The organism is Dietzia sp. SYD-A1, from assembly GCF_015356725.1.
Taxonomy (GTDB): Bacteria; Actinomycetota; Actinomycetes; order Mycobacteriales; family Mycobacteriaceae; genus Dietzia.
The window spans coordinates 1-3687 of the sequence record NZ_JADDKI010000389.1 but is presented as its reverse complement, the minus strand read 5'-3'; the positions used below and the strand labels follow the sequence as shown (position 1 = coordinate 3687).

Genomic DNA, 3687 nt, shown 5'->3' with positions numbered 1-3687 from the left:
GTGCGGGCATGACGATCCCTTTCGTCTTCCGACCACTCGGGCCGGAGAGAGCCTCGGCGTACAGAGGAGGAAGTACAGAGTGACATTTGAGGTCTCTTTGTAACTGAGGCTAGGCAGCAGTGCCCCTCGTGTCAACGCCCGCACGCCACCGTCCTGCTCAGAGCCCTCCCCGGCCCTCTCGCGCCCTGATTCGCTCAGGACCCGTCGGTAGGCCCCCTTCGCCCGCGGAGTTGCGGGCCCAGGTGCCTGCGGGCGAAGTCGCGCGCCACGTCGGGGTCGTCCAGATCGATCGTGGTGGACGGGGTGAGGACGAACGAGATCACCAGTCGGACGGCCACCTCGGCCGCCACCAGGAGTTCCTCGTGGGACCGCGAGTCGTCGAGACTGGAGGCCATCTCCGAGGCGAGGAACTCGGCACTGTTACTGACCAGGGGCTCGCCCCGCACCGTCAGGTAGGGGACGGCGACCTCGGGCTCGCTCTCCAGGAGTCGGTTGAGCAGGCCGTGGGCGCGCAGGGTCTCGACCGTGTAGAGGAACCCCTCGGTCAGCTTGGACTCCACGTCGTCGTAGCGGTCGATCTCCTGCTTCAGCCCGGCCAGGATGCGGCCGGTCTCGCGCAGCAGGACGGCGTTGATCAGTTCCTGCTTGTTGGCGAACCGGCGGTAGAGGGTCATCCGGGACAGGCCCGACCGCTGCGTGATGTCCCCCATCGTGGACCGGGTCACGCCGAAGGTCTCGAACTGTCGGACGGCTGCGTCGAGGAGCTTCTCGCCGATGTCGTCCGTCGTGCTGCTCGGCCCGTGGCGGTCCAGAGCTGCGCGGATGAAGGTCGCGGCGGTGAACGGGAGATTCGGGGGCATCGCTCGATTGTCCCCCAGACCCGGCGCTCGCGCGGAGGTGTGGCGTGACCGGTGGGGTCGGAACCGGATCGTGATGTCAGTCGCGGAGCGCCCGGCGGATGGCGTCGTCGATGCCTGTCCGCTCCCACCCGGCGGGAAACAGATCCGCGGTCTGGTCGGCGGTCACCATATCGTGGCGGAGGCTCTCGACCAACGCGCCGACGGTCGCGGGATCCGAGTCGACGACGGGGGACAGCCCCGCGGCGACCAGATCCCATGGCACCCCGAACACCGGGATGCGGAGGGTGGGCAGGCCCGCGACCCGCGAGAACCTGCGCAGCAGCGCGGGGTAGGTGAGGACCTCGCCGCATCCGAGGTCCCCGTGGCCGGAACGCGGAGCCCCCTCCAGCGCGTGACACAGGGCCTCGAGGACGTCGCGCTCGGCGATCGGCTCGACCCGGCTGCCGCGCATCCACCGGGGCACTGGTTGGACCGGCAACCGATCGCACAGTGTGCGCAGCATTTCGAAGCTCACCGAGCCGGCACCGAGGACGATGCCGGCCCGGAGGGTGAACACCGGCGTGGGTCCGTCCGAGAGCAGCTGTTCGACCTCGAGCCGGGAGGACATGTGCCGGGACAGCGTGTCGCCCGGGCCAGCTGACGGTGCGAGCCCGGAGACGTAGACGCAGCGACCGACGCCGGCCGCGGCCATCGACTCGCGCATCGCGGTGGCGCCCGCCGCGTCCTCGGACCGGAAACCCGGCCCGTGCCCCATACGGTGGACCAGGTAGACGACCGAGTCCACGCCGTCCAGGGCGGCGGGCAGGCAGTCCGGGTCGAGGACGTCGCAGTGGACCGTCTCCTCGCGGCCGCCCCGGTCGTGGGACGTCCGCTCGTGGGGCCCCGCCCGCCGGGGATCGGTGACACCGGCCCGGACGTGGTGCCCCCGGGCCAGCAGTTCGGGTACCAGGCGCGATCCCAGGTACCCACCCGATCCCACGACGAGCACGGTCATCCCGCGTCGAGATCCTGTTCGATGAGGGCGGCGATCTCGGCCACCGCGGCGGCGTCGTCCCCGCTCACCGTGACCTCGGCCCCCTTCTCGGCTCCGAGCGCCATGATGAGCATCGCCGAGGCGGCGTCGGCCTCCTCACCGTCGAACGCGATCTCGATGTCCGTGTCGTACTTCTCGGCGGCCTCGGCGATGATCCCCGCGGGGCGGGCGTGCAGCCCCTCGGCGGATCCCACGATGACGGTGGTGGTGGGCATGGTGTCTCCTCGTGACTGGTGGAGTGGCGGGTCGGCGGACCGACCCGCCGGAGAGCGGTCGGGTGGGGATCAGGCGGCGACGGCGACGGGCGCCGGTGCCGCGACAGGAGCGGGATCTCGACGGGCGCTCTTGGCCAGGACCACGGCTGTGGTCGAGACCAGCATGCCCGCGAGGATGGCCACCAGGTAACCCCAGACCGGGTTGATGGCGAACACCACGAACAGACCGCCGTGCGGTGCGTACGACTCCACCGAGAATGCCATGATCAGCGCTCCGGTGACGGCACCGCCGGCCATCATCGAGGGGATCACGCGGATCGGGTCGGCGGCGGCGAACGGGATGGCACCCTCGGTGATGAAGCTGGCACCCAGCAGGAACGCGGCCCGGCCGTTCTCCTGCTCGACCTCGGTGAACAGGCGCTTGCGGACGACCGTCGCCAGGCCCATGGCCAGCGGCGGCACCATGCCGGCGGCCATGACCGCGGCCATGATGCGCAGCGAGGCCGGGTTGTCGGCGACCAGTCCGGCGGTGGCGAAGGTGTAGGCGGCCTTGTTGACCGGTCCGCCGAGGTCGAAGCACATCATGAGGCCCAGGATGACGCCGAGCAGGATCACCGAGGTCCCGCTCATCCCGCCCAGCCACGACTCCATGGCGGAGGTCAACGAGGCCAGCGGACGGCCGAGCAGCAGGAACATCAGCAGGCCGATCGCGAGCGATCCGAGCAGCGGGATCAGCACCACCGGCATGAGGCCGGACAGCCAGCGCGGGGTCTTCCACGTGGTCATCCACCGCACCAGGTAGCCGGCGAGGATGCCCGTGACGAGCGCACCGATGAACCCGGCGCCGAGGGTGGCCGAGAGCGCACCGCCCACGAAGCCCGGCGCGATGCCCGGGCGGTCGGCGAGCCCGTAGGCGATGTACCCGGACAGGACCGCGATCATGAAGCCCATCGCGGCCTGGCCTATCGCGAAGAGCACGGCGCCGATGTACAACCTCAGCCCGGCGTGGGTGAGCATCTCGGCCCCGGCGGTCCCGGCGGACACGATCTCACCGTCGAGGTACCAGACCTGGCCGGGCAGGTCGGCCAGCGTGAACCCGGTGGCCACCTCCTGCCAGACAAAGGCCACGTCGTATCCGGCGAACAGGAACCCCAGCGCCAGCAGGAGACCGCCCGCAGCGACGAACGGGATCATGTACGACACACCGGTCATCACCGCGCGCTGCAGGCCACGGGCCCAGTGTTCGTCCGACCCGGACCCGCCGGAGCTCGAGTCCCCACCCGATCCGGACGAGGCCGGGACGCGCTTGGCGTCGGGGTCGCCCGCGGCGGCGAGCGCCTCGTCGAGCACCCGCGCGGGGGAGTCGATCGCCTTCTTCACCCCGTACTCGACGACGGGCTTGCCCGCGAACCGGCCGCGGTCGCGCACGCCGACGTCGGTGGCGAAGATGACGGCGTCGGCGGCCTCGATCACCGCGGGGTCCAGCGGGGTGGACCCGGCCGAGCCCTGCGTCTCCACCTGCATCTGCACGCCCCGCCTGGCGGCCTCCTGGTCCAGGGAGTCGGCGGCCATGTAGGTG

At 70.9% G+C, this 3687-nt stretch carries 4 protein-coding genes; all 4 read right to left on the bottom strand.

The window, feature by feature from the left end; translation table 11 throughout:
* Window positions 1–194 precede the first annotated feature (194 nt).
* Window positions 195–860 (bottom strand): TetR/AcrR family transcriptional regulator, encoded by a 666-nt coding sequence (locus IY392_RS14335; protein ID WP_228549438.1) that lies wholly within the window; start codon window positions 858–860, stop codon window positions 195–197.
* A gap of 76 nt (window positions 861–936) precedes the next feature.
* Window positions 937–1854, bottom strand: a complete 918-nt coding sequence (locus IY392_RS14330) for an NAD(P)H-binding protein (protein ID WP_194861575.1) — start codon at window positions 1852–1854, stop codon at window positions 937–939.
* The gene (locus tag IY392_RS14325) at window positions 1851–2108 is read right to left on the bottom strand and encodes an HPr family phosphocarrier protein (RefSeq protein ID WP_107757720.1); all 258 of its coding nucleotides are present in this window, start codon (window positions 2106–2108) and stop codon (window positions 1851–1853) included. Before IY392_RS14325 ends, IY392_RS14330 begins: the two co-directional genes overlap by 4 nt.
* 69 nt (window positions 2109–2177) lie before the next feature.
* Window positions 2178–3687 (bottom strand): PTS fructose transporter subunit IIC (locus IY392_RS14320; RefSeq protein WP_194861574.1); only part of this gene is annotated, 1510 nt, incomplete at its 5' end.